Consider the following 25,730-nt stretch of genomic DNA (forward strand, 5'->3'; position numbering starts at 1 on the left):
CCGCGCAGATGGCGCAGCGAAATTCATTCTACATCACCACGGCGATCTCCTATCCGAACGGCGCGCCGCATATCGGCCACGCCTATGAGGCGATCGCGACCGACGCGCTGGCCCGGTTCCAGCGGCTCGACGGCAAGGACGTGTTCTTCCTGACCGGCACCGACGAGCACGGTCTGAAGATGATCCAGACCGCGCAGCGCGAGGGGATGACGCCGGCTGAGCTTGCCACCCGCAATGCCGGCCGCTTCCGCGACATGGATGATCGCTTCGGCATCTCCTACGACCGTTTCATCCGCACCTCCGAGGAGCAGCATCACGCGTCCGTCCAGGAAATCTGGAAGCGGATGCAGGCCAGCGGCGACATCTATCTCGACAGCTATTCCGGCTGGTACTCGGTCCGGGACGAAGCCTATTACGCCGAGGATGAAACCGTCGTCGGCGAGGACGGCGTTCGCCGTGGCCCGCAGGGCACACCGGTCGAGTGGGTCGAGGAGAAGAGCTACTTCTTCAAACTGTCGGCCTATCAGGACAGACTGCTGAAGCTCTACGAGGAGCAGCCGGACTTCATCGGCCCCGACGCGCGCCGCAACGAGGTGGTGAGCTTCGTTAAGGGCGGGCTGAAGGATCTGTCGGTGTCGCGCACCACGTTCGACTGGGGCGTCAAGGTGCCAGGCGATCCCGAGCACGTGATGTATGTCTGGGTCGACGCGCTGACCAACTACATCACCGGCGTCGGCTTCCCGGATGAATCCGACAAGAACTGGCATTACTGGCCGGCCGACGTTCACGTCATCGGCAAGGACATCATCCGCTTCCATGCGGTGTATTGGCCGGCGTTCCTGATGTCGGCAGGCATCCCGATCCAGAAGCGCGTTTACGCCCACGGCTTTCTGTTCAACAAGGGCGAGAAGATGTCGAAGTCGGTCGGCAACATCGTCGACCCGTTCAATCTCGCCGACCAGTACGGCGTCGATCAGGTGCGCTACTTCTTCTTGCGCGAGGTGCCGTTCGGTTCTGACGGCAGCTACAATCACGAGGCGATCGTCAACCGCATCAACGCCGATCTCGCCAACGACCTCGGCAATCTGGCGCAGCGTTCGCTCACCATGATCGCCAAGCAGTGCGAGGGCAAAGTGCCGGAGCACGGCGCGTTCAGCGAAACCGACAGCGCCATCCTGGCGATGGCCGACGCCATGATCGCGCAGGCCCGGACCGCGATGGCGACGCAGCAGATCCATCAGGCGCTGAACGCGGTGTGGGCGGTGGTGGCGGAAGCCAACCGTTACTTCGCCGGCGAAGCGCCGTGGGCGCTCGCTAAGACCGATCCGGCGCGGCAGAAGACGGTGCTGTACGTCACCGCCGAAGTGCTGCGGCAGATCGCGATCCTGGCGCAGCCGGCGATCCCGACCTCGGCGGCGAAGCTGCTCGACATCCTCGGCGTCGCGGAAGGTTCGCGCGACTTCGCGGCGCTGCCGACCCGGATCGTGCCGGGCACGCCGCTGCCGGCCCCCGCGCCGATCTTCCCGCGCTACGTCGAGCCGGCGGCAAGCTGACGCCATGCTGGTCGACAGCCATTGCCATCTCGACTTCCCCGACTTTGCCGACGATCTTGCCGGCATCGTCGCCCGCGCCGAAGCGAGCGGGGTGGGGCGGATGGTGACGATCTCGACACGGGTCAAGAAGCTGCCGGACCTGGTGGCGATCGCCGAGCGGTTCCCCAACGTGTACTGCTCGGTCGGCACCCATCCGCATCATGCCGATGAGGAAGACGGCATCACCACCGAGGAGCTGGTGAAGCTGGCGCAGCATCCGAAGGTGGTGGCGTTCGGCGAGGCCGGGCTCGATTACTTCTACGAAATGGGCTCGCGGCCTGCGCAGGAGCGCGGCTTCCGCGCCCATATCGCGGCGGCGCGTGAGACCGGGCTGCCACTGGTGATCCACACCCGCGAGGCGGACGAGGACTGCGGCAAGATCCTCGAAGACGAAATGGGGAAGGGAGCTTTTCGCGCGGTGCTGCATTGCTACACCGGCGGTCGCGACCTCGCGATGAAGGCCATCGACCTCGGACTGATGATTTCCTTCACCGGCATTCTCACCTTCAAGAAGTCGCAGACGCTGCGGGATCTCGCTGCCGAACTGCCGGCTGACCGCGTCATGGTCGAGACCGACTCGCCATATCTGGCGCCGGGCAAATATCGCGGCAAACGCAACGAGCCGGCCTACGTTGTCGAGACCGCCAAGGTGCTGGCCGAGGTCCGCGGCGTGTCGCTCGACGAGATCGCCCGCCAGACGACCGAGAACTTCTTCCGCCTGTTCGGCAAGGTGCCGGCGCCCGCCGCCGCATGACGCCTTTGACAATCGGGGTCGCCGCATGACGCTGACGCTCACCATCCTCGGCTCGGGCTCCTCCGCCGGCGTGCCGCGCCCCGCGCTCGGCTGGGGCGCCGCGGATCCGTCCAACCCGAAAAACCGGAGGCTGCGCTGCTCGCTGCTGGCCGAGCGCATCACGCCGGAGGGTGGCATCACCCGCGTGCTGATCGACACTTCGCCGGACCTGCGCGAGCAACTGATCAGCGCCGACGTCGATCATCTCGACGCGGTGTTCCTCACCCACGAGCACGCCGATCAGACCCACGGCATCGACGATCTGCGCTCCGTGGTGATGGCGATGAAGCGGCGCATCCCGGTCTATCTCAACCAATCGACCGGCGAGCACGTGCTGTACCGTTTCGCCTATTGCTTCAAACAAGCGCCGGGCAGCTCATATCCGGCGATCCTGGAATCGCGCGAGATCGAGGCCGGCGACAGCAAGACGATCGCAGGCGCCGGCGGCGACCTGACGCTGACTGCGTTTCTGCTGAAGCATGGCGATATCCCCGCGCTCGGCTATCGGATTGCTGGGGCGGCCTATACGCCCGACGTCCACGACATCCCCGAACAGAGCTTCAGCGCCCTTGAAGGCCTCGACCTCTGGATCATCGACGGCCTGCGTTACAAGCACCACGCCAGCCACTTCAACATTGAAACCGCTTTGAAATGGATCGCCCGCTTCAAACCGAAGCGCGCCGTGATTACCAACATGCACGCTGACATCGACTACGAGACGCTGCGCAAGGAATTGCCTGAGGGCGTGGTGCCGGGGTTCGATGGGATGCGGCTGGAGATAGACGGCTGACCTCTCAACCGGTCATTCCGGGGCGCTCGCGACAGCGAGCGAACCCGGAATCTGAAACATGCACGGCCTTGCTCAACACCTCGGGATTCCGGGTTCGCGCTGCGCGCGCCCCGGAATGACAAACGAGAGTGGGGCGTCCTTGGCGGTCGCCCCCGCAATGACACTGGGGCGAAGTAACTACTCCAGAATCGCCTTCGCCGACTTCACCTGATCGCGCAGCATGAATTTCTGGATCTTGCCGGTCGAGGTCTTCGGGATCGACGAGAACACGATGCTCTTCGGGGTCTTGAAACCGGGGAGGTGTTCGCGGCAATAGGCGATGATCTCGGCCTCGGTGGCGGAGGCGCCGTCCTTCAGCTCGACGAAGGCGCAGGGGACTTCGCCCCATTTCGGGTCGGGCTTGGCAACCACAGCGGCGAAAAGGATCGCCGGGTGCTTGTAGAGGACGTCCTCGACCTCGACCGACGACACGTTCTCACCGCCGGAGATGATGATGTCCTTGGAGCGATCCTTGATAATGACGTAGCCGTCGGCGTCGAGCACGCCGAGGTCGCCGGTGTGGAACCAGCCGCCAGCGAGCGCTTCTTTGGTGGCCTTCTCGTTCTTGAGATAACCCTTCATCACGATGTTGCCGCGGAACATCACCTCGCCAATGGTCTCGCCGTCGCGGGGCACCTCCCGCATCGTCTCCGGATCGAGCACGGTGACGGCTTCCTGCATCGGGTAGGGCACACCCTGGCGGCGCTTCAGCTTGGCGCGCTCGGCGACCGGCAGATCGTCCCAGCCGGGCTGCTCGGCGCAGACCGAGGCGGGGCCGTACACTTCGGTGAGGCCGTACACGTGCGTCAGCTTGATGCCGATGGTCTCGGCGCCGGCCAGCACCGCCATCGGCGGCGCAGCACCGGCGATCAGGCCCACGACCGGCTTCGTCGCAGTGCCCTTCGGCGCCTCCGGTGCATTGATCAGCGCGTTATAGACGATCGGCGCGCCGCACATGTGGGTGACGCCGTGCTTTGGGATCAGTTCGAAGATCTTGGCTGGATCGACCTTGCGCAGGCAGACGTTGATGCCGGCAGCGGCTGCGATCGTCCACGGGAAGCACCAGCCGTTGCAGTGGAACATCGGCAGCGTCCACAGATACACCGGATGCTGGCCGAGATTGCCGGCGAGAATGTTGCTGACGGCATTGAGATACGCGCCGCGATGATGCGTGACGACGCCCTTGGGATTGCCGGTGGTGCCGGAGGTGTAGCCGAGCGAGATCGCGTCCCACTCGTCCTCGGGCCGATGGCCGGCGAAGGTCGGATCGCCGGACGCGACGGCGTATTCGTATTCGAGCTCACCGATGCGGTGGCTGCCGGGAAACATCTTGTCGTCGACGTCGATCACCAGCGGCTTCGGCTTGGTCATCAGCTTCAGCGCTTCGGCGACGACGCTGGAAAATTCCGGATCGACCAGGATGATCTTGGCGCCGCCGTGATCGAGCTGGAACGCGATCGCCGCAGCATCGAGCCGGATGTTCAGCGCGTTCAGCACCGCGCCTGCCATCGGCACCGCGAAGTGCACTTCGACCATCGCCGGCACGTTGGGCGCCATCACCGCGACGGTGTCGCCGCGGCCGATGCCGCTGCGGGTCAACCAGGAGGCGAAGCGGCGGCAGCGCGCGCGGGTTTCTTTCCAGGTGTAGTGCCGGCCTTCGTACACCACGGAGGTCAGCTCCGGATAAACGTTGGCGGTGCGCTCCAGGAAGCTCAGCGGTGACAGCGGCACGAAGTTGGCCGGGGTCTTGTCCAAACCGATGCTGTAATGACCTTGCGGGGTGCTCATGACGACCTGCCTCTCACTTCACGACGGCGCCGCTGCGTTCTCCCCGCAGCGCCTCTACAAGAATCCAATCGAGATCCACGGGATCGCCGCGACCACGATCAAGCCGATCAACAGCGCCAGCATATATCCCCAGATCGGGCGCATGCCTTCGGCGGGATCGACGCGGCCGATCGCGCAGGCCGCATAATAGCCGACGCCGAACGGCGGCGCGAACAATCCGATGCCCATCGCCAGGATCACCACCATGGCGTAGTGCACCTCGTGGATACCGACGGCGCGGGCGATCGGAAACAGCAGCGGCCCGAACAGCACGATCGCCGGAATCCCTTCCAGCACGCTGCCGAGAATGACGAAGGCGACGATCGAGACCGCAAGGAACGTGGCGGAGCCACCGGGCAGGCCGGTCATCGCCGCGGCCAGCGCGCGCGAAAAGCCGGACTGCGTCAGGCCCCAGGCCATACCGGTGGCGGTGCCGATGATCAGCAGAATGGCACCCGACAGCGCGGCGGTCTCGACCAGCATCGGCCGCAGCCGGCGCCAATCAAACTTGCGGTACACCAGGATGCCGACCACCACGGCATAGACGATGCCGATGGTCGAAACTTCGGTGGCGGTGGCGACACCTTCGACCACGGCGGCGCGGATCACGAACGGCAGCGCCAGCGCGGGCAGGGCGACGATGAAGGCCTTGCCGATCTCGCTGCCGCGCGCGCGTTTGACGTGGCTGAGGTCTTCGCCGCGATAGCGCCACCACACCAGGCCGCACAGCATGATCGCCAGCACCACGCCGGGCAGCAGGCCGCCGGTAAACAGCGCCGAGATCGACACGCCGGTGACCGAGCCGATGGTGATCAGCACAAGGCTCGGCGGAATGGTTTCGGTCTGGGCGCCGGTGGCAGAGAGCAGGGCGACCAGATCGCCCGGCTTTGCGCCGCGCTCCTTCATCTCGGGAAACAGCACCGGCGCCACCGCGGCCATGTCGGCGGCCTTGGAGCCGGAGATGCCGGACACCAGATACATCGCGCCGACCAGCACGTAATGCAGGCCGCCACGGACGTGGCCGAGCAGGCTGGCGAGAAACGCCACCATTGCCCGCGCCATGCCGGTCATCTCGATCAGCAGGCCGAGGAAGACGAACAGCGGTACCGACAGCAGGATGAGGTGGCTCATGCCCTCGTCCATCCGGCCGACCAGGATCAGCAACGGCGTCGTGGTGGTCAGCGCCAGATAGCCGTAGATCGCCAGGCCAAATCCAAACGCGATCGGCACACCGGCGAACACGCAAGTCGCCACCACGCCGACGAAGAAGATCACCAGATTGAGGTTGCCGAGCGGCTTGAACAGCGGCTGCGCCAACCAGAACGCGCCGATCAGCAGCGCGACGGTCAGCGCCGCGCCGAACACCAGCTTGAGATCACCGAACCGGATCAGCCGCAGAGCCGCGAATAGCGCCATCAGCGCGATGCCGACCGGCAACGCCGCGGCGCGCCAGCTGTTGGCGAGCGACAGCGCCGGCGTGGTGATGTAGCTCTCTTCGTAGGCGTATTCGTAGGCCGGCGCGGCGATCAGCAGCAGGAACGCCAGCGCCGCGCAGATGCCGACCAGATCGAGCCAGGCGCGCAGGCGCGGGGAGGCCCCCGCCACCATCGCTGTCATCCGCATGTGTTCGCCGCGGCGGAATGCGACCGCCGCGCCGAACATCGCCAGCCACAGAAACAGGATCGACGCCAACTCGTCGGACCAGATCAGCGGACTGTGGAAGACGTAACGAGATACCACGCCGGCGAACAGCACGACGACCTCGACGACGACCAGGATCGCCGCCGGAATCTCGACCATCAGGCCGAGCCCAGCCTCCAGCGCGCCGATCAGCGTCTTACGCTGCGGCGCGTGGAGCCGTTCACCGGCGGTGAGCTGGGAAGCGTCGGCGCTCGCCATATCGGCCAGCCGTTACGCCAGCTTGCCGACGGACTTCTCGAGCAGCGACCAGGCCTGATCGCCGTATTTGCCTTTCCACTCGGCGTAGAAGCCTGCGCTGCGCAGCTTGTCGCGGAATGGCATCACCGGCGGCTGATTGAACAGCAGACCCTTGGCGGTCAGCTCTTCCTTGACCGTCGCGTTGAGCTTGGCGGTGTCTTCGCGTTCCTTCACCGCGGCAGCATTGATGTGCTTGGCGACGATCGAGCGCACGTCCGGCGGCAGCTTCTCCCAGGCGCGACGGTTGGCCAGGAACCAGAAGCCGTCCCACATGTGGTTGGTCAGCGAGCAGTACTTCTGCACTTCGTACAGCTTGGCGGTCGAGATCAGCGCCAGCGGGTTTTCCTGGCCTTCGACCACCTTGGTCTGCAGAGCCGAATAGACTTCGCTGAAATTGATCGAGGCGGGGGCTGCATCGAACGCCTTGAACATCGAGGTCCACAGCGGCGACACCGGCACGCGGATCTTGAAGCCCTTGAAGTCGTCCGGGCCGTTGATCGGCTTGGTCGAGGACGTGGTCTGGCGGAAGCCGTTGTCCCAGATCTTGTCCATCACCATCAGGCCGGCCTTCTGGATCTCGCCGCGGACGTAGCCGCCGAGCTCGCCATCCATGGCCTTCCAGACCGTCTCATAGTCCGGGAATGCGAAGCCGATGCCGTTGATCGATGCCGCCGGCACCAGGGTCGACAGGATCAGGCCTGACAGCGTGAAGAACTCGACGCCGCCGGCGCGAATCTGGCTGAGCATGTCGGTGTCGGAGCCGAGCTGGTTGTTCGGGAAAACGTCGATCTGGACCTTGCCGTCGGTCTCGGCCTTGATCGCTGCCGACATCTCGCGGGCGCGAACGTTGAGCGGATGAGTGTCGGGCAGGTTGTTGGCGTATTTGTACTTGAATTCGGCCTCAGCGGCCCGTGCCACCCAAGGCGCACCGATGCCACCGATCGCGGCTGCCGCCGCCGACGCCTTCAACAAGCTCCTGCGTGAAAAACTCATCTCGCTTCCTCCTGCCCGCGTGGTCTTTTTGTGAGAACGCACCCGAAATGTCGACGCGCCCTTGGTCATCATTTCGGCTGGTCCGGTCAAGCGATTTTGAGCCGCCGGTGGATGGCCAGGCCATCGACCGGACCAAGGTTGCGGCCGGACGGCCTGGCGCGCCGGGACCGAGACGGATCGGTCGGCACCGGAGGCCCAAGGTCCGAGCGATGCACGACTGGCGGACAGCTTGGGCGACCGTCGCGCAGGCGTCCAGAGGCACGGCTGAGCCTGCCGCAAGGCGGCGGCATGACTGAGCCGCACGCGTCCTCGTTGATCGCGGCGTCGAGGATGCAGCGATCGGCTCGGCGACCAGTGTCTAGAGGCTCGCGGCTTCGAGGCGTCGACAAAACTGGAAGCCGCAATCACGGAGCGCTGTGCAGGCTGAACGTTGTGTATGCCAGACAAGCATCTGGCAAACCTGATCAATTTTTATATTCCATAATATACCTTATGCGAATTACGGATTGGGGAATACGACCGGCCGGACGCTGCAATGGTGTTGCTGCCGCTCGATGAAGTCGCGCCTTCAAGCTCCACCAGTCTCGACGTCCGAGCCTTGAGCATGCGGCGTACCTACTGGATCCGGCTATCGCGAACGACGTCCGGCCAACTGCGGCGGCCCAGCCATCAGGGCCATGCCGGACCAGAGCGACGACGGAAGCTGCTCCGTCGATCGGCGGCCGGTAGCCCAGACGCGCGGACCGCTTGGAGGCCCTCGCCGGATTTGCCCCAGGCTTGGCTCACGGCAGTGCAACCGCTTTGGGCTGGAAGCCGATCGAGGCTGGCTCACCGAGCCATCAGCGCAAACACGCCCCAGCCGAGGTAGTCGCGGCCGTACCGCGTGTAGCGTTCCGGCGACGTGGTCAGCTCGGCACGGACTTCAGGCGCGAACTCGTCGTCGGGATTGGCGTCGAGCCATCGGCGCATGGTGAGCCACTTGGTGGCCTCGTACCGGTCCCAGCTGTCCTGACTGGCCAGCATCATTTCGACGACGTCGTAATGCAGCGCGTCGAACGACGCGATCAGATCCGGAAGCAGCAGGAAGTCCGAGATCGCCTGGGCACGGCAACCCTGGGCAACCTCCTCGGTCGGCGGCAGCTGCAGCCAGTAGGGCTCGCCGATCAAAATCAGGCCACCGTCCTGTAGGCTATTCGCGAGCAGCTCGATCGTGCCGGCGACGCCTCCGCCGATCCAGGTGGCACCAACGCAGGCCGCCACGCCGACTTTCGCATCGGCGACATAGCCGGCGGCATCGCCATGAACGAACGTGACCCGATCGGCGACGCCGAGTTCGCGGGCGCGGAGCTGGGCTTGCGCGGTGAACAACGGACTCATGTCGATCCCGGTGCCGCTGATCCCGTGATCGCGGGCCCAGGTGCACAGCATCTCGCCTGACCCGCTGCCGAGATCGAGTACGCGAGTCCCCGGCTCCATCCGCAGCGAAGCGCCGAACGCCGCGAGCTTCTCCGCGGTGAACGGATTGTGGATGCGATGCGCGCTTTCGCTGACGGTAAAGATCCGCGGAATGTCCACTCGAGAAGCTCCTTCATTCACTCGTTCGTCGACTGCAGCGCCCTCGCCGCTGCCGACGATCCACACCGACTCGCGGTGCGGCCTCACTGTGCAGCGATCGCCTGCGGACGTCTTTGCGCCGACCGTCGCGAGCCTGACGCTGGACCGGCGAAACGTGGGGTAAAACGTCGCACCGACGTCGGACCGACGAACGTCCGCGCCGTCACCAAACTACGAGTCATCCCGGGCACAGGCCCCGTCAGGACGGGCGCACCGCGGTATCAGTCCACGCACGCTTGGTGCGACGTTTCGGACCGTCGGCGGCGGCCCCGAATGGTCATCGCGGCCAGCCAATCTGGCTCATTGGTCTTGCTCCGGGCGCCTTCGAACCCCATAAAATGAATCGTGACCAAGAACGTTGCCGAAAGGGCTGCGGAGCGACGAACAGGATTGGAAGGACCGAGGAATGCCGCAGAACGTCTTTCTTCTCGCGGTGATCCTTCTCCCGTTCGCCGGCAGCCTGCTTGCGGCGCTGCTGCCTGCCAACGCGCGTAACGCCGAGGCTTGGCTCGCGGCGGCCGTCGCGCTTGGCTGTCTGTTCCTGCTGGTGCCGCTGTATCCCGGTGCCGATGCTGCGCCGATCCGCTATCAGCTCGACTGGCTGCCGCAGTTCGGCCTGAACTTCACGCTGCGGCTCGACGGCTTCGCCTGGGCGTTCGCCTGCCTGATCACCGCGATCGGCGCCCTCGTCGTGCTGTACGCGCGCTACTACATGTCGCCGTCCGATCCGGTGCCGCGGTTCTTCTCGTTCCTGCAGGGCTTCATGGGCGCGATGCTCGGCATCGTGCTGTCCGGCAATCTGATCCAGCTGGTGTTCTTCTGGGAGCTCACCAGCCTGTTCTCGTTTCTGCTGATCGGCTACTGGCACCACAACGCCGCGGCGCGTGAAGGCGCTCGCGTCGCGCTGACCATCACCGGCACCGGCGGGCTGTGCCTGTTCGCCGGCGTCGTGGTGCTCGGTCATATCGTCGGCAGCTACGACCTCGACGCCGTCCTGGCAGCCGGCACCGAGGTCCGAGCCCACGCGCTGTACGTGCCGACGCTGATCCTGATCCTGCTCGGCGCGCTGACCAAGAGCGCGCAGTTTCCGTTCCATTTCTGGCTGCCGCGAGCGATGACGGCGCCGACGCCGGTCTCCGCCTATCTGCACTCCGCCACCATGGTGAAAGCCGGCGTGTTCCTGCTGGTGCGGCTGTGGCCGGTGCTGGGGGGCACCAATGAATGGCTGTGGATCGTCGGCACCACCGGCCTCGCCACCTTTATCGTCGGCGCCTACCTCGCAGTGTTCCAGCGCGACCTGAAGGGCCTGCTGGCCTACTCGACTATCAGCCATCTCGGCCTGATCACGCTGCTGATCGGCCTCGACCGCCCGCTGGCGCTGGTGGCCGCGATCTTCCACGTGTTCAACCACGCGACCTTCAAGGCGTCGCTGTTCATGGCAGCGGGCATTATCGACCATGAAACCGGCACGCGCGATCTGCGCCGGCTCAGCGGCCTCTGGAAGTTCATGCCGAAGACCGGCGCGCTGGCGATCGTCGCCGCCTCGGCGATGGCCGGCGTGCCGCTGCTGAATGGCTTCCTGTCTAAGGAAATGTTCTTCGCCGAGACGATCGAGACCCACGACGGCTCGCTGCTCGACGACGCCCTGCCCTATATCGTCACTCTCGCCAGCATGTTCACGGTGGCATATTCGCTGCGCTTCATCCGCGAAGTGTTCTTCGGCCCGCCGCCGGTCGACCTGCCCCGCACGCCGCACGAGCCGCCGCGCTGGATGCGGTTTCCTGTCGAGCTGCTGGTGCTGACCTGCTTGGTGGTCGGCATCGTGCCGTCGTTGACGATCGGGCCTTTCCTGCAGCTTGCGGTACATGCGGTGCTCGGCGCCGCGACGCCGTATTACAGCCTCGCGGTCTGGCACGGCTTCAACTGGCCGCTGCTGATGAGCGTGATCGCGCTGATCGGCGGCGTTCTGTTGTACGTAATGCTGCGCGAGCCCTTGCAGCAGGGGCTGACAAGCTCGCTGTTCGCCGGCCGCTTCAAGACCCAGCGGGTGTTCGACCTCGTGCTGGTGACGGTGTCGTGGCGCTGGGCCCGCGCGATCGAGCGCGTGTTCGGCACCCGCCGGCTGCAGCCACAACTGCTTTTGCTGATTTGCGTCGCGTTGATTGCAGCCGCAGTTCCAGTGCTGATGCGCGGTCTCGGCCTCGCGCCGGTCGCGTTCAACGATATCGATCCGGCGCTCGCCGTGGTGTGGGCGGTCGGCATCGCCTGCGCGCTCGGCGGCACCGCCGTGGCCAAATTCCACCGGCTGGCGGCGCTGATCCTAATCGGCGGATCGGGGCTGACCACCTGCCTCACCTTCGTCTGGTTCTCGGCACCCGACCTGGCGCTGACCCAGATCGGCGTCGAGATCGTCACCACGGTGCTGTTGCTGCTCGGGCTCCGCTGGCTGCCGAAGCAGCTTGAGACCGGCGAGATCACCGCCAACCGCAGCGTGCTCAAGCGTGTGCAGCGGATCCGCGACCTCGCGATTGCAGCGGCCGCCGGCATCGGCGTCGCGCTGCTGGCCTACGCGGTGATGACCCGCGCCGCGCCCGACAGCATCGCCCAGTTCTTCATGCGCCACGCTTACGCGGACGGCGGCGGCACCAACGTCGTCAACGTCATCCTGGTCGATTTCCGCGGCTTCGATACGCTCGGCGAGATCACCGTGCTGGCGGTGGTGGCGCTGACAGTGTTCGCCCTGCTCCGCCGCTTCCGCCCCGCCGCCGACAGCATCGACATCCCCGAGCAGCAGCGGCTGCAGGACGAACACGACGACGCCGACGCCGATCGCCGCAAGGGCGACACCATCGCCGATTATCTCGCGGTGCCGGCGATGATCATGCAGCTGTTGTTTCCGTTCATCTTCATCGCGGCGATGTATCTGCTACTGCGCGGTCATGATCAGCCCGGCGGCGGCTTCGTCGCCGGCATCGCGATGGCGGCCGCTCTGATCCTGCAATACATGGCGGGCGGTGCCCGCTGGATTGAAGCGCGGCTCCGCATCCATCCGCTGCGTTGGATCGCCATCGGTCTGCTGCTGGCGCTGTTCACCGGCGCCGCGGCGCTGCCGCTGGCACGTCCGTTCCTCACCTCGGCCTTCGCCTATGCCGAGATCCCGTTGATCGGCAAGGTGCCACTCGCCAGCGCCGCGCTGTTCGACCTCGGCGTGTTCTCGCTGGTGGTCGGCGCGACCGCGCTGATGCTGCTCGCCTTGGCCCACCAATCGATCCGCGGCCATCGCCGCCCCTCCGGCGGCCGCGCCGCAACACCCGAGGCCGGCCGATGGAACTGATCGTCTCATTGGCCATCGCCGTGCTGACCGGCTGCGGGGTCTGGCTGCTGCTGCGACCGCGCACCTTCCAGGTGATCATCGGCCTGGCGCTGCTGTCCTACGCGGTGAACCTGTTCATCTTCAGCATGGGGCGCCTCAAGGTCGGCGCTGCCGCCGTGCTGGAGAAGGGACAGATCGCGGATCCTCAGGCGTTCGCCGATCCGCTGCCGCAGGCGCTGGTGCTTACCGCCATCGTCATCAGCTTCGCCACCACGGCGCTATTCCTGGTGGTGCTGCTGGCATCGCGCGGCCTGACCGGAAATGACCACGTCGACGGCCGGGACCACGAATGACAAGCTGGACCGACCATCTGATCATCCTGCCGATCCTGCTGCCGCTGTTCGTCGGCGCGGCGATGCTGCTGATCGACGAGCGCTATCAGCAGATCAAGGCGTTCGCCAATCTCGCCTCGATCGTGATCATGGGCATCATCGCGCTGCTGTTGATGCGCGCCGCGGATCTCCCCACTGCGACCGGCGCAGCGCCGATCGCGGTGTACCGTCTCGGCGACTGGCCGGCGCCGTTCGCAATCGTGCTGGTGGCGGACCGGCTGTCGGCGCTGATGCTGGCGTTCACCAGCGTGCTCGCCTTCGCGTCGACGATCTTCGCGACGGCGCGGTGGCATCGGGTCGGCGCACATTTCCATTCGCTGATGCAGTTCCTGCTGATGGGGCTGAACGGCGCCTTCCTGACCGGCGATCTGTTCAATCTGTTCGTGTTCTTCGAGCTGCTGCTGGCCGCGTCCTACGGCCTGGTGCTGCACGGCTCGGGGCAGGCACGGGTGCGGGCCGGGCTGCAATACATCGCCATCAACCTAACGGCTTCTGTGCTGTTCCTAATCGGTGTCAGCCTGATCTACGCCGTCACCGGCACGCTGAATATGGCCGATCTGGCGATCCGGATTCCGCAGGTGCCGGCGCAGGACCGGGCGCTGCTTGAAGCCGGCGCCGCCGTGCTCGGCGTCGCCTTCATGGTCAAGGCGGGGATGTGGCCGCTGTGCTTCTGGCTGCCGACCACCTATGCGGCCGCAGCGGCACCGGTCGCGGCGATCTTCGCGATCATGAGCAAGGTCGGGATCTACATCCTGCTGCGGCTGTCGCTGCTGTTCTTCGGCGCCGGCAGCGGCGCTTCGGCGCTGTTCGGCAGCGAGTGGCTGATCGCCGCCGGCATCGCCACCATTCTGTTCGGGTTGATCGGCGCGCTGGCATCGCAGGAAATCTCGCGGCTCGCCGGCTACGCGGTGCTGGTGTCGTCCGGCACCGTGCTGGCGGTCGCGGCCTCATCCGGCAACCCTGCGGTCACAGCCTCGGCGCTATTCTACCTGGTGAGTTCGACACTCGCGATCGCCGCGTTCTTCATGCTGATCGAGCTGTTGGAACGCGGCCGCGATCCCGGTGCCGACATGCTGGCGGTGACGCGCGAAGCCTACGGCGAAGACATGCCTGACGATCCGGACGCTGAGGAAGTCGGGATGGTGATTCCCGCCTCGATGGCGATCCTCGGCTGGTGCTTCGTAGGTTGCGCCGCAGTGATCGCCGGTCTGCCCCCGGTGTCCGGCTTCATCGCCAAATTCGCGATGCTGACCGCGCTGCTCGGCGAAGACACCAGGGGCAGCATCTCGCCGCTGCACTGGACGCTGCTGGCTCTGCTGATGGCGTCCGGTCTCACCATGCTGATCGCGATGACCCGCGCCGGCATCCGGACGCTGTGGACGCCCAGCGAGCGGGCCGATCCCCGGGTGCGGCTTGCGGAGATCGTCCCGATCGCACTCCTGCTGCTCGGCTGCGCGGCGATGACCGTGCAGCCGCAGGCGGCGATGACCTACATGCAGGGCGCGGCCAATTCGCTACATGCGCCGGCCGCCTATACCGACAGCGTGCTGGCGCCGGTTGCGACGCGGGTGAAGACCGGAGGCGGCTCATGAACAGGGTGCTGCCCTTCCCACTGATCTCGCTGTGCCTGCTGGCGATGTGGCTATGGCTGAGCCAGAGCATCGCGCTCGGACCGATCCTGCTCGGCAGCCTGTTCGCGTGGATCGGCGGCTGGCTACTCAGCCTGCTGCAATCGGACTCCGACCGCGTGCGCAATCCGGGCGCGATCATCCGGCTGACGGGTTTGGTCCTGATCGACGTGGTGCGGTCCAACATCGCGGTGGCCAGCATCATCCTCGGCGGCCAGCGCGACAACATCACCTCCGGCTTCGTCGATATCCCGCTCGATCTGCGCAGCCGTCAGGGGCTCGCGGTGCTGGCCTGCATCATCACCTCGACGCCCGGCACGCTGTGGGTGAACTTCACCCGGGAGACCGGCGTGCTGCAGCTTCACGTGCTCGATCTGGTCGACGAGAGCGAGTGGGTCGAACGCATCAAGGGGCGCTACGAGCGTCTGCTGTTGGAGATCTTCGAATGAGCAGTCTGGTGCTGACCTGGTCGGTCGTGATTGCGCAGGTGATGCTCGCCCTCGCCATGGCCTGCGCTGCCTATCGGATGCTGGTTGGGCCCCGCGCCCAGGACCGCGTGCTTGGACTCGATACGTTGTACGTCAACGCCATGCTGCTGATGTTGACCGTCGGCATCCGTACCGGCACCGACGTGTATTTCGAAGCGGCGTTGATCATCGCCCTGCTCGGCTTCGTCGGCACCGTGGCCCTGTCGAAATTCCTGATGCGCGGCGAGGTGATCGAATGACCCACGCGGCGGATCTTCCAGCATGGGCGGCATGGATCGTAGCACTGCTGCTGTTGTTCGGCGCCGGCATCACGCTGATCGGATCGATCGGGCTGCTGCGGCTGCGCGGCTTCTACCAGCGCGCCCACGCGCCGACGCTGGGGACCACACTCGGCACGGCCTTCATCGTCGCCGCGTCGATGCTGTGCTTCTCGCTGCTGCAGATGCGGCCGCTGCTGCACGAGGTACTGATCCTCGGTTTCGTCACCATCACCACGCCGGTGACGCTGATGCAGCTGGTCCGCGCCGCCCTGTTCCGCGACACCGCCGAAGGACGCATCGACGACGTGCGGCAAAGCGCCAAGCGCAAGCCGCGCAAGGAAGACCAGCGCTGAGGTTCGGTGTGCCGCACTACCGATCGACGCTTGCGTCGGGCCAATAGAACCTGTCGGCGGTCGGCCGCGCGCCAAAGATCGCCTGTCCGACCCGCACCACGGTCGCGCCCTCCTCGATCGCGACCTCGAAATCGCCGGACATCCCCATCGACAATTGCGTCAGGCCTGGATGAATTTTCGTGGCGCGATCCCGCAGATCGCGCAGCAGCCGGAAGCAGCCGCGGACACGTTCGGTGTCGGCGCTGAAGACCGCCAGCGTCATCAGGCCGCGTGGCTTGAGCCGCGGATAGTCGGACAGACGCTCGACAAACGGGACGAGTTCGCCGGGTGCAAGGCCGTATTTGCTTGCCTCGCCCGAGGTGTTGACTTGCACGAACACGTCGAGATCCCGCCCCTCCGCATCCAGACGACGATTGAGCTCGTCGGCCAGCCGCAGACTGTCGAGCGCGTGGAATTCGGAAGCGAACCGGACCAGATACTTCACCTTGTTAGTTTGGAGGTGACCGATGATCGACCAGCAGATCGGCAAATCCGCGAGGATGGCGCGCTTGTCACGGGCCTCCTGCAGTTTGTTTTCACCAAACTCCGAGATGCCGGCCGCATAGGCCAGGCGAAGCACATTCGCCGGCACCGTCTTGGTGACCGGCAATAAGCGGACATCCTCGGTGCTCCGGCCGCAGCGATCGCAGGCGGCCGCGATGCGCTCGCGGACCAGCGTCAAATTGGCGGCAAAGATAGCGGCGGGATCCGCGCCGAAGCGTGCGATATCGTCCGGGGAAAGCTGGAGGTTGGCAGGCATCGTATCCATCCGCCTCCGATCAGTGAGGCCGGCCGGCTGTCCTTCCGGTATGAGGCCGCGGCTACAGTAAGTCAGCATAACATAGCACGTCGTGGTCTGGCTCTCCCCTCCACTTCCTTCAACCAGACCGGACCAATTGAGGACGCCCCATTCGCGCCGGAGCTTCAGGATTTCGTTGCCGCCCGAAGCGCTTTGGCGAGCTTCTTGACGGCGCCTTCGATTTCGAGCGGCGTGTACGCCGCAAAGCCCATCAGGAAGCCGGCCTCGCCGTCGCGGGCATGATGCAGCCCCGACAGCCCGAGCACTTCGATCCCCGCACGGCGTGCTGCGTCGACCGCAGTTCGCTCCGGCAAGTCGCACGTTAGCACGCAGGGGAGTTGCAGGCCGCCGACCGGAACGCGCGGCTCGACAAAGCCGGACAGATGTCTGCGGACGAGGCGGACGAGGACGTCCAGACGCGTCGCATAGACACCGCGCATGGTGCGGACATGCGCGCCGAAATGGCCGCCCTCCATGAATCGGGCCAGCGTCAACTGCGCCATCGAGGCGCTGTGACCATCCAGCAGCGTGCGCGCAACCGTCATCGGCTTCACCAGCTGCGGCGGCAGCACGACGTATCCGATACGCAGGCCCGGAAACAGCGATTTCGTGAAGGTGCCGATGTAAATCGTCCGATCGTGAGGATCGAGACCTTGCACGCACGCCGTCGGCTTGCCGGCGTAATGAAATTCGCTGTCGTAGTCGTCTTCGACGATCCAGGTCTGGTGCCGCGTTGCCCATTCGATCAGTGCGAGGCGGCGGTCCAGCGCCAGCGTCGCGCCGGTCGGAAACTGGTGGGACGGCGTCAGGAACACCGCCTTGGCCCGGCGCGGCTGGGCCGTGATCTGGTCGACGCTGAGGCCCTGACGGTCGACCGGAATCGGAACGCAATCCACACCTGCGGCATCGAACGCTTTGCGCGCGCCGTAATAGGCCGGATCTTCGATGAAGATCCGGTCGCCGGGATCGAGCAGCATATTTGCGCACAGCGACAGGGCCTGCTGCGAACTGGTGAGCACCAGGACGCGATCCACGGAGGCGCGGGCCCCGCGTTCGAGGTTGACGTAGTCGGCGATGGCGCGGCGCAGTGGCTCGCTGCCCTGCGGATCGCAGTGAAGCAGGGTCTGCGCACCCATCTCCTTGCGGACCTGGCGCTCCAGCCGCTCCCAGAGCTGAAGTGGAAACGTCCGCGTTTCCGGCACGCCATGGACGAACGGCCGCGGCAACAGCTGCTCGCGAATGCCGCCGCTGCCGAACATCGCGGCTCCGCGCTTGCTGAGCTTCGGCGCCTGGTTGCGGAGCAGCGTGTCCCGCTGCGCCAGGCGGCGGCCCGGCGTGAATTCCGTCATCTCCGCAACGAAGCTGCCGCTGCCTACCCGCCGCTCGATGAAGCCCTCGGCGTGAAGCTGGCCATACGCAACTTCGATCGTATCGCGCGACACTCCAAGCGATTGAGCAAGAGCACGCGATGCCGGCAACGGCTTGCCAGCGCCCAGCGCACCATCGACGATCAGCTGGCGGATGGCACGTTGCACCCGCGCGTGCAGCGGCATCGCCGCATGAGCCGGATGCGCGACCCAAGCTTTGACGGATTCGAGCTGGGAGTGCTTGAACAATTGGTCTGCCCTTGTGGCGGAGAATGGCCGGGCACATCAGGCCACCTGATGGCTAGATGTCAATCCATCCAGCTCGTCTGGCTTCCAGCAGAGGATTGCGACCGCATGACGCCCCGCCCTCCGTCTTCTCCGGTCTGCCTCGGCGACCTCACCCACCCGATCGTCGCCGGCCTGATTTCCGTGATCGTCAACTACGGCGGCACCTTCATCCTGGTGTTTCAGGCTGCCAAGATCGCTGGCCTCAGTCCTGAGCTTACGGCATCCTGGGTCTGGTCGATTTCGATCGGCGTTGGACTGACCGGATTGTTGCTGAGCCTGCACTATCGTGAGCCGATCATCACCGCGTGGTCGACGCCGGCGGCGGCATTTCTGGTGACCGCGCTGGCGACGACGCCCTATGCCGAGGCGATCGGCGCCTACATGATCTCGGCGGCGGCGTTCGTCGTGCTCGGCCTGTCCGGCTATTTCGAAAAGGTGATCCGTCTGATCCCGCCCGGGATCGCCTCGGGCCTGCTCGCCGGCATTCTGCTGCAGTTCGGGATTGGAGCTTTCGGCGGCGCCAGCGTCGATCCTTGGCTGGTCGGCTTGCTGATTGCCGCTTACGTCGCATTCAAGCGTTTCTCCGCGCGCTACGCCGTGGTCGGCATTCTGCTGCTCGGCCTCACGTTCCTGCTGACGCAAGGTCGCGTTGATCTCTCCGGCCTCAAACTCGTGTTTGCGGCCCCGGTGTTCAGCATGCCGGAGTTCTCACTCAACGCCCTACTGTCGGTCGCGCTGCCGCTGTTCCTGATCACGCTCACCGGTCAATACATGCCGGGGATGTTGGTGTTGCGGAACGACGGGTTCAAGACCAGCGCCAATCCGATCGTGACCGTCACCGGCCTCGGCTCGCTGATCATGGCGCCGTTCGGTTCGCACGCCTTCAACATCGCGGCGATCACGGCTGCGATCGCCACCGGCCGGGAGGCCCACGAAGACCCGTCCAAGAGATGGATTGCCGGCATCGCGGCGGGCTGTTTCTATGTGCTGGTCGGCGTGTTCGGCGTCACGCTTGCTGCGGTGTTCATGGCGTTTCCCGCCACCTTCATCACCACCCTCGCCGGTCTGGCCCTGCTCGGCACCATCGGCGGCAGCCTTGCCGGGGCGATGGCAGACCCGACCTCGCGCGAGGCGGCACTGATCACGTTCCTGGCCTCGGCCGCGAACATCAAGCTGCTCGACATCGGCGGCGCATTCTGGGGCCTGCTGATCGGCGGACTCGCCTATGTTGTGCTCAACGGCCGCATACCTTATGGCGCGACAGCCGATCGCTCCGCCACCGAGGCGGCTGCAAAATGAACCACGGAACGACGCCGATGACGACGTCCATCATCTCGATCCAGAGCCAGGTTGCGCACGGCCACGTCGGCAACAGCGCCGCCGTGCTGCCGATGCAGGCGCACGGACTGAATGTGGCGGCGGTGCCGACGACGTTGCTCTCCAATCATCCGGGCCTCGGGAGCACGCGCGGCCGAGTGTTGGACGCCGAGCTGGTCGGCGAACTGCTGCGCGGGATCGAAGAACGCGGGCTGATCGAAACCAGCCGCTACATCGTCTCCGGCTATCTCGGCTCGCGTGCCAACGGCGCGGTGGTGGCGGCGTTCGTCAGACGAGCCCGACAACTCAATCCCGCCATCACCTACATCTGCGATCCGGTGATGGGAGATTCCCATGTCGGGGTGTTCGTGCCCGATGACGTTGCCGCTTGCATCTGCAACGAACTCATCCCGCTCGCCGATCTGCTGACGCCTAACCAGTTCGAGGCCGGACTGATCGCCGGCCACCCGCTGGCGACATGGTCCGAGCTGAAGGTCACGGTCGATAAAATGCGGGCCTGGCGGGGAACCCGTGTCGTCGTGACCAGTTGCAGGCTGGTGGATACGCCCGACGACTCACTCGAGAACATCGTGTTCGAGGGCGCGACCTCCACCCGACTGCCGTCGCCGCGCCTGGAGCTGGCGGCGGCGGGCACAGGCGACCTCTACACCGGCCTTCTGATTGCGGGCCTCGCCCGCAATCTCAGCCTGGTCGATGCCGCCCGCCGCGCCGCCGCCATCGTGCTCGACGTGCTGAAACGCACCATCGCCGCTGGTGAACGCGAGATGCAGCTTGCCAGCGTCATCGATGCACTGAACCCCGCATGCGGCGAGCCTCCTCCTCGATGACTCCGGAAGATTCATTATCGAGCACTTCGGAGTGCTGCCGCTCAGAGCGTTACAGCCCCGGCGCCACCCACGCGGTCGAAATCGCGCCGCGGCCATCGAGGCCGATCCGCCAATACAGCGGCCGCCGCTCGTGCTGCACCAGATAGACATCAACGCCGCCATTGCCGACGCCGACGAACTCGACGGTCCGAACCGCGCCGGCCTCGCCGATCTCCTCGTGCAACTTTGCCAGTTGCTGCCTGGTGGCGTTGGCCAGCACCTCAGTCATCTCGTCGTAGTTGGGCTGACCGGTGGAGATTCCGTCGATCAGTCGGCGCAGCGCAGCTTCCGTGCCGGGACTCGGGCGGTTACTCGTCAGTTTTTGAGCGAGCTGCTGTTCGATCCGCCGAGCCTCGTCGGCGTCGAGGCGCGGCATCGGGATATCGAGACCGTTCTGATGCAGCACCAGCGATTGTGCCACGCCTGAAGAGTCAGTCACGAAGCTGATCTGCGCGTCGACCACCTTGGCAAAGAACCTCGTCGGACTGGCGGCGAACAGCGGCACGCTCGGCTGCCCGCTCAGTCGCGACACCAGCCGCCCGCTCTCGCGGCTGATCGTCATCACGCCTTGATTGGCGAGTTCGTAGAAACCGACGTAGCGATCCAGGATCGCCGGATCGAGCCGAACCTCCTCACGCTCGGGGCTTCGCGTCGGCTCTCCTGCGGACTGGACGGCCGCCGACAGCACATTCCAGTTCTGGCAGCCCAGAACCTTGGCAATCAGCTCCAGGCTCTCGCTATGAGTGAGTTCGGCTTTCGGCTTGATGGCCTCGCGCAGCGTCTGCGCCATGGCCTTCGCGTCGCGGAAATCGCGCATCATCAACCCTCTGCAGGGCGAACTGATCAGGTCAGATGCTTGCGTTACTGACTCCGTTCGCCTCGGCAAAAGGGGCACGGGTCGCTCTGATACGTTCACCATTCCCTGAGGGGGCGCAAGCGGCGGGTCGTATCCACCCGCAGCGACTCTGGCGCGCGCTGGACTCGATGTCAAACGTCAGCGCAGCCTCGCACGATCGCGGCCGCGCGGCGCGATGCCGCGCAGCCGGATCGCATGCAAGCTCGGTCAGTTCTTCGGCGCGGCTTCGCCGGCTTCCCCCTTCGGGCCGGCAGGGCCAACGGCGCCTGAGGGACCAGCCGGACCGGCAGGTCCCGCGGGACCGGCAGGACCAACATCTCCCTTCGGACCAGCGGGACCCGCCGGGCCTGCAGGACCAGCGGGGCCGGCCGGACCTGGAGCGCCGGCGGCGCCCGCTTCGCCCTTCGGACCGCGCGGTCCGCAATTGGCGACAAGCAGGCCGGTCAGGGTTTCGGTGCCCGACTTCAGGTCGAGCTTGCAGGTCTCGGGGACGTCCGACAGCGAGAATTTGAATCGGCGCGACGACGAGCTCTTGGCCTTGTCGCCGGTACCGACAACCTCGACCTCCTGGCCGGCCTTGGTGGTCTTGCCGGTGATCACCAGCTTGCCGCTCTCGATCGCCAGCGTGTCGATCTCCAGCGCCGAGGCCGCGCCGGAGGTCATCGCCAGGATCGCGGCTCCGACCAGAATGGATCGTCTTGCCATCAACTTCTCCCCACCTGTTGCAGTGACGCTTGCGCGTCGGGTCCATCGCCAAGGCGGCCGCCCGCGGTCGCCACAACCGAGGATAGCCGAATGCATGGCGGAGCATAGCCGGGGCAGCGCGACATTTTTGCTACGGAGCGCACAGTTCGCCGTGGACACCTGTGTGTCACACCTGCGCCATGCCGGGATTGCGAACAAAGCAGGAATCTGGGAGCGTCCATCCTTCACCCGACAGGCGCTGATTCGTGTCCTTGCCCGCTCCGATCCTCGATGGCCTCAATCCCGAGCAGCGCTGCGCCGTCGAGCACGGCGCGGGGGCAGCTGCCTGCCCGCCACTTCTGGTGATCGCGGGCGCCGGCAGCGGCAAGACCAACACGCTGGCTCACAGGGTCGCGCATCTCGTCGTCGGCGGCGCCGACCCGTATCGCATCCTGCTGATGACGTTCTCGCGCCGCGCCGCCGCCGAGATGACCCGCCGGGTCGAACGGATCGCCCGCAAAGTGCTCGGCGACCGCGCCTCGGCGTTGAGCGGCGGGCTGCATTGGGCCGGCACCTTCCACGGCATCGGCGCCCGGCTGCTGCGCGACTATGCCGAGCGGATCGGGCTCGATCCCGGCTTCACCATCCACGACCGCGAAGACTCCGCCGACCTGATGAACCTGGTCCGCCACGACCTCGGCTTCTCCAAGACCGACAGCCGGTTTCCTGCCAAGGCGACGTGCCTGTCGATCTACTCGCGCTGCGTCAACGCCGGCCAGCCGCTCGATGTCGTGCTCGGCGCCAACTATCGGTGGTGCGCCGGCTGGGCCGCCGAACTGAAGCAATTGTTCGCCGCTTACGTCGAAGCCAAACAGCGCCACAACGTTCTCGATTACGACGACCTGTTGCTGTACTGGGCGCAGGTGATGGAGGAGCCGGCATTTGCCGCAGAGATCGGCGGCCGGTTCGATCACGTGCTGGTGGACGAGTATCAGGACACGAATGCGCTGCAGGCGCGGGTGCTGCTGGCACTCAAACCAAATGGCGCCGGCCTCACCGTGGTCGGCGACGATGCCCAGGCGATCTACTCGTTCCGCGCCGCCACGGTGCGCAACATCCTCGACTTCCCGAAGGCCTTCAATCCGCCCGCTCGCGTGGTCACGCTCGACCGCAACTATCGCTCGACCCAGGCGATCCTGTCGGCCGCCAATGGCGTGATCGATCTGGCGCGCGAGCGTTTCACCAAGAACCTATGGACCGATCGGGCCGAAGGTTCGCGGCCGCTGCTGGTCGGCGTCCGCGATGAAGCCGATCAGGCGCGTTACATCGTCGAGCGCGTGCTCGACGCCCGCGAAGGCGGCGCGACGCTGAAGCAGCAGGCGGTGCTGTTCCGCACCTCGTCGCATTCCGCTCCGCTGGAACTCGAGCTCACCCGGCGCAACATCCCGTTCGTCAAGTTCGGCGGGCTCAAGTTCCTCGATGCCGCGCACGTCAAGGACATGCTGGCGCTGCTGCGCTTCGTGCAGAATCCGCGCGACCGGGTCGCCGGCTTCCGGGTGATGCTGCTGATGCAGGGCGTCGGCCCAGCGTCGGCGCAGAAGGCACTGGATGCAATGACAGTCGCGGCCGACCCGCTCGGCTCACTCGCCGCCCTGCCTCCACCGCCGCGCGCCGGTGCCGACTGGCGCGGCTTCGTCGAAGCAGTGCAGGAGCTGCGCAGCGGCGATGCGGGCTGGCCTGCGGAGATCGAGCGCGCGCTGATCTGGTACGCGCCGCATCTCGATCGCATTCACGAGGATGCTGAGACCCGCAGGGCCGACCTGGTGCAGCTGGCGCAGATCGCCTCGGGCTATCCGTCACGCGAGCGCTTCCTCACCGAGCTGACGCTTGATCCGCCGGACGCAACCTCCGATCAGGCCGGTGTGCCGACGCTCGACGACGACTATCTGATCCTGTCGACGATCCATTCCGCCAAGGGCCAGGAATGGAAGCAGGTGTTCGTGCTGAACGTCGTCGATGGCTGCATGCCGTCCGACCTCGGCACTGGCACCTCGGCCGAGATCGAGGAAGAACGCCGCCTGCTCTATGTGGCGATGACCCGGGCGAAGGACGATCTGCACCTCGTGGTGCCGCAGCGTTTCTTTACCCATGGCCAGAACGCCCAAGGCGATCGCCACGTTTATGCGTCACGCACCCGGTTCATCCCCGAGCGGCTGCTGCCGCTGTTCGAACGCACCAGCTGGCCGCGCGTCACGCCTGAAACCGCAGCAGCGGCGTCGCAGCGCGGACCGCGTATGGATATCAATTCGCGAATGCGGCGGATGTGGACCTGAGCACGATCACGCCGCCGCGCTGGTGGTGATGGTGCCGCCGTCGGCGTTGTCAACGATCACCGGGCTGTCGAACCAGCTCATCACCGGCTCGGCGCCGTACAAGGCGGCGACGCGGGCGCGCCATTCGCCGCCATAGACGGCTTCGGCAGCCTCGCGGCTCTCCCACAGGTAGATGCCTCCGGCGGTCGCGCCGTCCTCGGAGCGAATGTAATATTTGCGGATCAGGCCCGGCAGCTTCTGGTATTTCGGCGCGCTGCTCTCGAACCGCTTCTTTGCCTCCTCCAGGCTGATCGGCGTCGCCATGTGAAACTGCACGACGGTGGTGATCATCGGAACCTCCTCGGATTTTTCCGGCATCTTAGCGCAATCGGCGCCACGCTGTCTCTGCCTGCCGCAGCCCGGCTATTTGAACGCATCTGGAAACCGCACCGTGATGCCGAGCGTGATCCAGCGGGCATTTTCGCCGGTGATGTTATGGCCGACGATCAGGTCCATCGAGAAAATCTCATTGGGCCGCCAGCGCACGCCCGCCTGCGCGCGGGGCCGGATCTTGCCGGCGCTATCGTCCGAAGCGCCGGAGAGGCCGAACCCCTCCAGCGTCAGTTGCAGCGTGTCGGTGAACTTCCAGTCGAAGCCGACGCCGTAGCTGAGATAGTGCTGGTCGATCGTCCGATCCCACAGCCAGCCGGCGTTGAGGTTGACCCGCATCGTCTCGGACAGCCGGTAGGTCGCCGGCAGCGTCACGAACCCGACCGTGTTGTTGCCGCTGGCTGCATCGTAGGAGCCGCCCGCCTCGATCGCGAGACCGAACCGGCCGATCGCGGTCGGCACCAGGACGGTCTTGAGCTTCGGCGACAGTGTCGTGCTCCAGTCGCCGTCGGCGCGCGCCTGGTTGGCCTGCAGCGTCAGCTCGAAAGGACGACCGAGGTCCACCACGCAGGACGGGTTCGCCACTGCCGAAAAGTCGGCGTTGGTGGCTCGCGACCACCAGCTTTCCAGCTTGCACGAACCGAGTTCGGAAATGTCGGTGGCATCGACCGCATAGGCACCGTTCGCCGCCCAGGCTTCGCCCGACAGCAGCAGGGCAAGCCCGATCACGGCGAGCAGCAAAACGGTCAGGGCGCGGGTCAGCGGAAGCAT

The 25,730-nt window shown here is 65.7% G+C and carries 22 protein-coding genes; 12 read left to right on the forward strand and 10 right to left on the reverse strand.

Features of this window, described 5'->3' with window-relative positions:
- The first annotated feature begins 8 nt into the window (after positions 1-8).
- The 3 genes from metG to VRZ08_RS01345 are packed head-to-tail and all read left to right on the forward strand — an operon-like array spanning position 9 to position 3,175.
- Complete coding sequence (metG, locus tag VRZ08_RS01335; protein ID WP_414531338.1) at positions 9-1,553, forward strand: methionine--tRNA ligase; 1,545 nt, start codon at positions 9-11, stop codon at positions 1,551-1,553.
- A gap of 4 nt (positions 1,554-1,557) precedes the next feature.
- Complete coding sequence (locus VRZ08_RS01340; RefSeq protein WP_414531339.1) at positions 1,558-2,346, forward strand: TatD family hydrolase; 789 nt, start codon at positions 1,558-1,560, stop codon at positions 2,344-2,346.
- Between the two features lie 25 nt (positions 2,347-2,371).
- On the forward strand, positions 2,372-3,175 hold the full coding sequence (locus VRZ08_RS01345) for an MBL fold metallo-hydrolase (RefSeq protein WP_414531340.1): 804 nt from the start codon (positions 2,372-2,374) through the stop codon (positions 3,173-3,175).
- 177 nt (positions 3,176-3,352) lie between these two features.
- Here the strand turns inward: VRZ08_RS01345 and VRZ08_RS01350 are convergent, their stop codons facing one another.
- The 4 genes from VRZ08_RS01350 to VRZ08_RS01365 form a co-directional block, all read right to left on the reverse strand.
- Positions 3,353-5,002 carry an acyl-CoA synthetase gene (locus VRZ08_RS01350; RefSeq protein ID WP_414531341.1) on the reverse strand — a complete coding sequence of 550 codons (1,650 nt, stop codon included), beginning with the start codon at positions 5,000-5,002 and terminating at the stop codon, positions 3,353-3,355.
- A 54-nt stretch (positions 5,003-5,056) separates the two neighbouring features.
- Complete coding sequence (locus tag VRZ08_RS01355; protein ID WP_107344704.1) at positions 5,057-6,940, reverse strand: TRAP transporter large permease subunit; 1,884 nt, start codon at positions 6,938-6,940, stop codon at positions 5,057-5,059.
- Between the two features lie 12 nt (positions 6,941-6,952).
- Positions 6,953-7,972, reverse strand: coding sequence for a TRAP transporter substrate-binding protein (locus tag VRZ08_RS01360; RefSeq protein ID WP_414531342.1), 1,020 nt, complete (start codon positions 7,970-7,972; stop codon positions 6,953-6,955).
- Between the two features lie 828 nt (positions 7,973-8,800).
- On the reverse strand, positions 8,801-9,547 hold the full coding sequence (locus VRZ08_RS01365; protein ID WP_414531343.1) for an SAM-dependent methyltransferase: 747 nt from the start codon (positions 9,545-9,547) through the stop codon (positions 8,801-8,803).
- 445 nt (positions 9,548-9,992) lie between these two features.
- On the opposite strand from VRZ08_RS01365, the gene VRZ08_RS01370 reads away from it, so the two are divergent.
- From VRZ08_RS01370 to mnhG, 6 genes are read left to right on the forward strand one after another with little or no spacing between them, the layout of a single operon-like run.
- Positions 9,993-12,920: a monovalent cation/H+ antiporter subunit A gene (locus VRZ08_RS01370; protein WP_414531344.1), complete on the forward strand. Its 2,928-nt coding sequence runs from the start codon at positions 9,993-9,995 to the stop codon at positions 12,918-12,920.
- Positions 12,911-13,252 (forward strand): Na+/H+ antiporter subunit C, encoded by a 342-nt coding sequence (locus tag VRZ08_RS01375; protein WP_107355764.1) that lies wholly within the window; start codon positions 12,911-12,913, stop codon positions 13,250-13,252. Before VRZ08_RS01370 ends, VRZ08_RS01375 begins: the two co-directional genes overlap by 10 nt.
- Positions 13,249-14,883: a monovalent cation/H+ antiporter subunit D gene (locus VRZ08_RS01380; RefSeq protein WP_414531345.1), complete on the forward strand. Its 1,635-nt coding sequence runs from the start codon at positions 13,249-13,251 to the stop codon at positions 14,881-14,883. Before VRZ08_RS01375 ends, VRZ08_RS01380 begins: the two co-directional genes overlap by 4 nt.
- Positions 14,880-15,368 (forward strand): Na+/H+ antiporter subunit E, encoded by a 489-nt coding sequence (locus tag VRZ08_RS01385; RefSeq protein ID WP_107355762.1) that lies wholly within the window; start codon positions 14,880-14,882, stop codon positions 15,366-15,368. Before VRZ08_RS01380 ends, VRZ08_RS01385 begins: the two co-directional genes overlap by 4 nt.
- Positions 15,365-15,646 carry a K+/H+ antiporter subunit F gene (locus VRZ08_RS01390; protein WP_107344711.1) on the forward strand — a complete coding sequence of 94 codons (282 nt, stop codon included), beginning with the start codon at positions 15,365-15,367 and terminating at the stop codon, positions 15,644-15,646. Before VRZ08_RS01385 ends, VRZ08_RS01390 begins: the two co-directional genes overlap by 4 nt.
- Positions 15,643-16,020: a monovalent cation/H(+) antiporter subunit G gene (gene mnhG / locus VRZ08_RS01395; protein WP_414531346.1), complete on the forward strand. Its 378-nt coding sequence runs from the start codon at positions 15,643-15,645 to the stop codon at positions 16,018-16,020. The genes VRZ08_RS01390 and mnhG overlap by 4 nt, the downstream gene beginning before the upstream one ends.
- Before the next feature lie 16 nt (positions 16,021-16,036).
- Here the strand turns inward: mnhG and VRZ08_RS01400 are convergent, their stop codons facing one another.
- Complete coding sequence (locus VRZ08_RS01400; RefSeq protein WP_414531347.1) at positions 16,037-16,819, reverse strand: YggS family pyridoxal phosphate-dependent enzyme; 783 nt, start codon at positions 16,817-16,819, stop codon at positions 16,037-16,039.
- Positions 16,820-16,983: 164 nt separating this feature from the next.
- Positions 16,984-18,474 (reverse strand): PLP-dependent aminotransferase family protein, encoded by a 1,491-nt coding sequence (locus VRZ08_RS01405; protein WP_414531348.1) that lies wholly within the window; start codon positions 18,472-18,474, stop codon positions 16,984-16,986.
- A gap of 105 nt (positions 18,475-18,579) precedes the next feature.
- On the opposite strand from VRZ08_RS01405, the gene VRZ08_RS01410 reads away from it, so the two are divergent.
- Both VRZ08_RS01410 and pdxY read left to right on the forward strand, forming a co-directional pair.
- The gene (locus tag VRZ08_RS01410) at positions 18,580-19,812 is read left to right on the forward strand and encodes a benzoate/H(+) symporter BenE family transporter (RefSeq protein WP_414531349.1); all 1,233 of its coding nucleotides are present in this window, start codon (positions 18,580-18,582) and stop codon (positions 19,810-19,812) included.
- On the forward strand, positions 19,809-20,678 hold the full coding sequence (gene pdxY, locus VRZ08_RS01415; protein ID WP_414531350.1) for a pyridoxal kinase: 870 nt from the start codon (positions 19,809-19,811) through the stop codon (positions 20,676-20,678). Before VRZ08_RS01410 ends, pdxY begins: the two co-directional genes overlap by 4 nt.
- 49 nt (positions 20,679-20,727) lie before the next feature.
- Here pdxY and VRZ08_RS01420 read toward each other — a convergent pair whose 3' ends face one another.
- Positions 20,728-21,537, reverse strand: a complete 810-nt coding sequence (locus VRZ08_RS01420; protein WP_414531351.1) for a DUF3471 domain-containing protein — start codon at positions 21,535-21,537, stop codon at positions 20,728-20,730.
- A gap of 243 nt (positions 21,538-21,780) precedes the next feature.
- Positions 21,781-22,278 (reverse strand): hypothetical protein, encoded by a 498-nt coding sequence (locus tag VRZ08_RS01425; protein WP_107344717.1) that lies wholly within the window; start codon positions 22,276-22,278, stop codon positions 21,781-21,783.
- Between the two features lie 245 nt (positions 22,279-22,523).
- Between VRZ08_RS01425 and VRZ08_RS01430 the strand changes: the two genes are divergently transcribed.
- On the forward strand, positions 22,524-24,590 hold the full coding sequence (locus VRZ08_RS01430) for an ATP-dependent helicase (RefSeq protein WP_414531352.1): 2,067 nt from the start codon (positions 22,524-22,526) through the stop codon (positions 24,588-24,590).
- Positions 24,591-24,596: 6 nt separating this feature from the next.
- Here the strand turns inward: VRZ08_RS01430 and VRZ08_RS01435 are convergent, their stop codons facing one another.
- Positions 24,597-24,920: a YdhR family protein gene (locus tag VRZ08_RS01435; RefSeq protein WP_107357514.1), complete on the reverse strand. Its 324-nt coding sequence runs from the start codon at positions 24,918-24,920 to the stop codon at positions 24,597-24,599.
- A gap of 72 nt (positions 24,921-24,992) precedes the next feature.
- Positions 24,993-25,730, reverse strand: coding sequence for a hypothetical protein (locus tag VRZ08_RS01440; RefSeq protein WP_414531353.1), 738 nt, complete (start codon positions 25,728-25,730; stop codon positions 24,993-24,995).

This window comes from Rhodopseudomonas sp. G2_2311 (assembly GCF_047501505.1).
Lineage (GTDB): Bacteria > Pseudomonadota > Alphaproteobacteria > Rhizobiales > Xanthobacteraceae > Rhodopseudomonas > Rhodopseudomonas palustris_H.